The sequence below is a fragment of the uncultured Marixanthomonas sp. genome, assembly GCF_963974425.1.
Lineage (GTDB): Bacteria > Bacteroidota > Bacteroidia > Flavobacteriales > Flavobacteriaceae > Marixanthomonas.
The window spans coordinates 43,809-50,510 of sequence record NZ_CAXBCK010000026.1 but is presented as its reverse complement, the minus strand read 5'-3'; the positions used below and the strand labels follow the sequence as shown (position 1 = coordinate 50,510).

Annotated in this window: 5 protein-coding genes; 4 read left to right on the top strand and 1 reads right to left on the bottom strand. The window is 34.4% G+C overall.

All coding sequences use genetic code 11. From position 1 onward, the window contains the following. The coding region (locus tag AACZ92_RS09260; RefSeq protein WP_339700155.1) for a DEAD/DEAH box helicase at positions 1 to 1,117 on the bottom strand (1,117 nt) is incomplete at its 3' end. 263 nt (positions 1,118 to 1,380) lie between these two features. Here AACZ92_RS09260 and AACZ92_RS09255 point away from each other — a divergent pair. The 4 genes from AACZ92_RS09255 (at position 1,381) to AACZ92_RS09240 (ending at position 6,688) form a co-directional block, all read left to right on the top strand. Then, positions 1,381 to 3,438, top strand: a complete 2,058-nt coding sequence (locus AACZ92_RS09255) for a M1 family aminopeptidase (RefSeq protein WP_339700151.1) — start codon at positions 1,381 to 1,383, stop codon at positions 3,436 to 3,438. 33 nt (positions 3,439 to 3,471) lie between these two features. Next, entirely contained in the window at positions 3,472 to 4,383 is a 912-nt protein-coding gene (locus AACZ92_RS09250) for a patatin-like phospholipase family protein (protein WP_339700148.1), read from the top strand. 183 nt (positions 4,384 to 4,566) lie between these two features. Further along, on the top strand, positions 4,567 to 5,271 hold the full coding sequence (locus AACZ92_RS09245; protein ID WP_339700145.1) for a hypothetical protein: 705 nt from the start codon (positions 4,567 to 4,569) through the stop codon (positions 5,269 to 5,271). A 643-nt stretch (positions 5,272 to 5,914) separates the two neighbouring features. Beyond that, on the top strand, positions 5,915 to 6,688 hold the full coding sequence (locus tag AACZ92_RS09240; RefSeq protein ID WP_339700142.1) for an ATP-binding protein: 774 nt from the start codon (positions 5,915 to 5,917) through the stop codon (positions 6,686 to 6,688). Positions 6,689 to 6,702 lie beyond the last annotated feature (14 nt).

Here is a 6,702-nt window from a genome sequence, read left to right as displayed (position 1 = left end):
CGCCATTTTTTAGTTTTTCATGAATTTCTCTTCGTTTTGAAGTTTTAGTTGAACCTGTTAACAGTTCTATACTGGTGTTTAGTTTTTTACATAATTCTAATAACCCGTTATAGTGTTGGACTGACAGAATTTCAGTAGGAGCCATTAAGCAGGCTTGAAAACCGTTGTCAATAGCTATTAACATTGACATGAGCGCAACAATGGTCTTTCCACTTCCTACATCTCCTTGTAACAACCGGTTCATTTGTGCATTGCTACCTAAATCATTCCTAATTTCTTTGACAACTCGCTTTTGCGCATTGGTTAATTCGAAGGGTAAATGGTGGTTGTAAAACGTGTTAAAATTCTCTCCTATTTCTTCAAAAGGATAGCCTCTAATTTTACTTTTATGTTGTAAGTTTTTCCGAAGTAATTGTAGCTGAATGTAAAATAATTCTTCAAATTTTAACCGGTATTGAGAGCGTGCTAAAAGCTCTGGACTTTGTGGGAAATGTATGTTTAAAAGTGCGGTACTTTTTGATACTAATTTTAACGAATCGAGAATGGTTTTTGAAAGCGTTTCAGAAAAATTTCCTTTCAGTTCTGTGAACAATTGTTGCAATAACCCGATGATAACTTTATTGGTAATTCCGCTTTTTGATAGTTTTTCGGTTGAAGGGTAAATGGGTTGCATGGCAGAACGAACCCCTTCTTTATGTTTTGAAACTAATTCCATTTCTGGATGCGGCATGGAAAACGTACCGTTGTACCAATTTGTTTTCCCAAAAATCACATATGGAAGGTTGATTTTTACATTTTCCCGAATCCATTTGTGTCCTCGAAACCAAACCAATTCCATTTTTGAATTTCCATCTGTAAACGTAGCGACTAATCGTTTGCCTCGTTTTTGTTCAACGGTTTTTAAATGAATTACTTTTCCTACCACTTGCACTTCGGCACTGTTGCGTTGTAACTCTGCTATTTTGTAGTATTTGGTGCGGTCTAAATAGCGGTTTGGGAAAAGGTTTAATAAATCTTGAAAGGTATGAATGCCCAATTCTTTTTTGAGCAAATCGGCTCGGTTAGGTCCTACGCCTTTTAAATAATCGATTGGAGTTTGTAGAAAGCCGCCGTTCATATCACGAAAATACAAATTTGGAGGGAATTGTTTTCGACCCTTTTGCAAATTTATGATTACAGTCATCTCGACGGTAGGAGAGATCACACCCTGCTTGTTGCATGCTACTATTCATGTATTGTTTTATTTGAAAACCTTAGAATTTTACTCGAATGCGATCACTCGTCGTTCCTTCTCGGCATGACTGGTGTAAAATCATCATTATAATCAATGGAATTTGTATTTTGCCATTACTTTAAAATCAAAACTCATACTATTTTTTCATGATTAAAAGAATCACCTTTATTGCATTACTCATTAGTTTTTTCGGAAATGCGCAACAAACAGATCTAGTTGATTTTGTATCAGTTACTGCTGAAATTATTCCGAATGCTTCTGAAGAAAACGTAAAAGGAACAGTTTCGTATCAATTTAAAATTCTTCAGAAAACAGATTCGGTGTACTTAGATGCTATCGATATGGAGGTTTTTGATGTGAAATCAAAAAGATTACAAGTTTCTACTTCCGAAAAGAAGGTTTGGCTCACGGGAAATTTCAGAAAAGATAAAACCTACGATGTTACATTTTCATACACCGCAACTCCAAAGCAGACGCTGTACTTTACAGGAAATCAAATTTGGACGCAAGGACAAGGTAAGTATACATCGAATTGGTTGCCAAGTATTGATGATATGAATGATAAGCTGGAGTTTAATCTTACGATTGCTGCTTCAAAAAATAAGGCAGTGATTGCCAACGGGAAACTTTTAGAGAAGAAGCAAAAAGATAGTTTGGAGTATTGGCATTTTGATATGCAACACCCTATGGCGAGCTATTTGGTAGCTTTTGCTATTGGTGATTTTGATAAGAAAACGATTAGTTCACAATCCGGTGTTCCTATTGAATTATATTATAAACCAGAAGATGCTGATAAAGTAGAGCCTACGTATCGTTATACCCAACAGATTTTTGATTTCCTAGAATCTGAAATTGGCGTACCGTATCCGTGGCAAAATTATAAGCAAGTTCCGGTGCGGGATTTTCTGTACGCTGGAATGGAAAATACAACCGCGACCATTTTTTCTGAAGCTTTTGTGGTCGATTCCACTGGATTTGCAGATAGAAACTACGTAAACGTCAATGCACACGAATTGGCACATCAATGGTTTGGGAATCTAATTACCGAAACGAGCGGCACCCACCATTGGCTGCAAGAAGGTTTTGCTACCTATTTTGCGCAATTAGCAGAACGGAAGGTTTTTGGAGATGACTATTATTATTGGAAACTGTACAATTCGGCAGAGCAGTTGAAGGAATTAAGCGATTCTGGAAAAGGAGAAAAGTTGTTAAACCCGAAAGCGAGTTCGTTAACGTTTTATGAAAAAGGAGCGTGGGCGTTGACGCTTTTAAGACAGAAAATAGGGGATGAGCCTTTTAAAACCGCGATTAAAAATTATTTAGAAACGTATCAGTTCAAAAATGTTTCAACCGATGATTTTTTAGCGGAAGTAAACAAAGTGACTGAAATTGATATTTCAGGATGGGAAGCAGATTGGTTGCAACAAAGTGCTTTTAAAGCAGAACAAGCGCTAGATTATTTATCGCAATCTAGTTTTATGAAATCGTATTTTGAAATTTCCGCTTTGCGTAATAACCCGTTTTCTGAAAAGAAAAATGAATTGTCTTTTACCTTGACGGCACCAAACGATTTTATTGGTCAGGAGGCTGTTTACCAACTTTCGGGAGAACCTATAGTACAAACATTGCCTTTGTATAAAAAAGCGCTTAAAAGTGATAATTTATATGTTAGGCAAGCTGTAGCAAGTACGTTGGGCACTATTCCAAAAGAATTACAAGCTGAGTATGAATCGCTGTTAAAAGATGAATCATATGTAACCCAAGAGGCAGCTTTATATAACCTTTGGTTAAATTTTCCGAAGAAAAAAGCGGATTATCTCAATAAAATGAAAGGAGTAGTTGGGTTTCAGAATAAAAATGTGCGTCAGTTATGGTTGGTGTTAGCAATGGTTACTGAAGGGTATGAAGCCGAAAACAAACAACAATTTGTTTCAGAATTAATTGGGTACACATCAAACCAGTATAGTTTTGAAGTTAGGCAAAAAGCATTAGAGTATTGTAATGAACTTCAGATTTATACAGATGAAGTGTTGAAAAACCTTGTAAATGCTTCAGTACATCCTAATTGGCGATTTAAAAAGTTTGCTAGATCAATTTTGGATGCTTTATTAGAAAATTCAGAATACAAAGAACAATTCAAAATGTTTTTACCAGAAGTTTCAGAAAAAGAAAAGGAATTTTTACAAGCAAAACTTTCAGAATAAAAAGCAATTGCTACTTTTATGTAAACCAAATTTATGCGCGCACTAGTAATTTCAGGAGGAGGAAGTAAAGGAGCATTTGCCGGCGGGGTGGCTCAATACTTAATGGAAGAACAGCATCACGATTACGATATTTTTGTGGGTACTTCTACTGGAAGTTTACTTATTTCTCATTTGGCACTTTCCAAAATTGAAAAGATTAAAGAGATATATACTTCTGTAAATCAAAATAATATTTTTAGCATCCGTCCTTTCCGTGTTAAAAAAGGGAAGTTTGGCAGTATGGAAATTGGTATTGATCATTTTAGTGTATTAAGAAATATGCTACGCGGAAGTAAAACATTTGGGGAGAGTCAAAATTTAAGGAAACTTATTAAAAAGACCTTTACTGAAGCAGAATTCAATCAATTAAAAGAATCTGGAAAAGAAGTTGTGGTTACGGTTTCTAATCTTTCTTTAAACCAAGTGGAATACAAGTCTATCAAAGATTTTAACTACAATGATTTTTGTGATTGGATTTGGGTTTCTTGTAATTATGTACCTTTTATGAGTTTGGTACAGAAAGATGGCTGTGAGTATGCCGATGGAGGGTTTGGGAGTATGGTTCCTATTGAGGAAGCTATAAATCGAGGAGCTACAACAGTCGATGTAGTTATTCTAGAAACCGAAGTGACATATTATAATCGATTACCTTCAAAGAATCCCTTTTCGCTATTAACTAATATGCACTCTTTTATGTTAGATAGGGTAGAGAAGCAAAACATTCGTATTGGTAAGTTTGTTGCGGGTAACCATGACGCAATTATAAATTTATACTATACTCCAACCGTGCTAACCACTAATTCCCTAATATTTAACAAAGAAAAAATGACTCAATGGTGGGAAAGCGGGTTTAAATATGCCAAAATGAAGAATAAAGAACTTAACGAAATAAAGGATACAGAGTAGTTGTTTTTTAAAAGAGCTTTTACCCCATCTTCAAGGGGATTTTACCCCTTTTTTCTTCTTTGAATAAAAATACAGTACTGATAAACAGGTTTTTATAGTAACTTTACTTTTAGCAGGCTTTTACAAGCCTTTTAATTTTAGAGAATTAAACTTAATTTTATTTAAACTAACAACAATCAAACTATGAAAACATCACACAAAATTGTAAGAAAGTTTCTATTCCTTTTAGTAATGGCAGGAAGTCTAATTGCCTGTGAAGGAGTGCCAGATAAGACAGATGATGACGGAGCTGACTACGATGGGCCACCAAAACAGGTTATCTCTATACAGCAAGCTAAAACCATGTACGATAGTTACACAAAACGGCGAGTTCCTATCATTACCGATTTTGAAGAAGCGGAAGATAGTACCCAGGAATTTCATCCAACTCGTTATGGTCAATACACATATGAAACCATGAAACATTACATGGATTTTATAGAAGATGAAGCAAAAATGGCAAAAGTAGAAATTAAGGGGCTACGGTTTTATTTTTCTAATTATCCGGCTGAAGATGGTGAGGGTAATGCAAAATATGCACGACATAATTCGTTCTTTTTGTTACCAACTACCGATTTTAATGGAAAAGAACTTGGTTTCTTTATTCGAGTAGATGATAATGGAAACCGTACAGCTGTGTCAGTTCAAGATATTGTAAAAAGGTCTAACAGTAAATTACGTAAAAGAGGTAACGGTACAGAACAACAGGGGACTCCTGGTTTTGGTTCTAAAATGTTACTGTTAAATCCAGTGTTTCAAGGAGGTAGTGGTAAAGATATAAGCTTAATTTTAAACGAATCAGCCTTGGTTCCACCACCTCATGGAAGTGATGATTTTAGTGGTAATTAAATAGTATATTAAAAGTGGATGAACTTTTCAATAGCGTATTTCAATATATATTATTGTCTTTTGAAGGGATTGCTGCAATAACGGCAATCCTTTTTTATGACAAGTACAAGCACACGGTTTTAAAATATTTTGCGTGGATATTGGTATACACTATATTAAATGACATTATTGCAATATATGTCTATAGGTTGTATGGTATAAATGTAGTACAGTATAATGTTTATAATTTTATCTACTTTTTGTATTTATACTATGTATTTTGGAGTTTTATAAGGAGTAAGACATACAAAAGATGGATAGTATATTGTATTGGTATCTTCTTGGCAGCTTCGTTTATAAATATATTGACTGCTAATTTTATTTCCGAAAATCAGATGATTGCCTACATCGTAGGAGCTTGTTTAGTTATTTTTTGTATAATTTTATATTATATTGAAATACTGTCAGATTCAAGAATATTATATATAAAGGAAGATCTTCTTTTTTGGATAAGTATTGGTTTGTTATTATTTTATGTAGGATACATTCCTATAAAGATATCAAGGGAATTTTTTTCCAATTATGAAGATGTTTTTGTAACACTTTACAATGTACAACGTATCTTGATTATTATTATGAACAGTTGTTTTATAATAGGTTTTGTATGGACCAAAAAGAGATAGCGGGGTTAGTTTCGGTTTTAATTCTACTGCTTTTAGTAGCGGTTATAATTACCCTATTTACTGTTTTTGTTCGCCGGAAAAACAAATTACTTGAAGAACAGGAACGGACCAAAAAAGCATTTGAGAAAGAACTTTCGGAAACCCAGATTGAAATCCGTGAAGAAACACTACGAAACATAAGTTGGGAGCTTCATGACAACATAGGTCAATTGATGACATTGGCTAAGATACAGGCACAGATGGCTAAAACCCGACCAGAAACTTTAGATGAAGTGGCAGATACCATAGGGAAAGGCATTCACGAGCTGCGTACTCTTTCAAAATTGATAAACCCCGAAGCTTTAAAAAGCCTTGATCTAGTTGAAGCCCTTAGTATGGAAATAGAACGCTTTAACCGGTTGGAATTTATAAAATCTTACATTTTGGTGTCTGGTAAACAATATGAAATAGATAGTGAAAAAGAGGTTATTATCTTTAGGATTTTGCAGGAGTTTTTCTCAAATACTATTAAGCACTCCAAAGCCTCAAATTTAAATGTCGAAGTAGATTATAAAGCAGATCAACTTGTAATTTCAGCTCAAGACAATGGGGTTGGTTTTGCAAGTGATGCCGATTTTTCAGGAATTGGCATGAAAAATATGAAAAACAGAGCAAAAGTGATTGGAGCAGAGCTTAATATTACTTCAGAAAAAGATAAAGGAACTGCTTTAAAACTTAATTATAAATATAATTCGGATAAACTTGATGGTTTTTAATACTCTGAATGGTA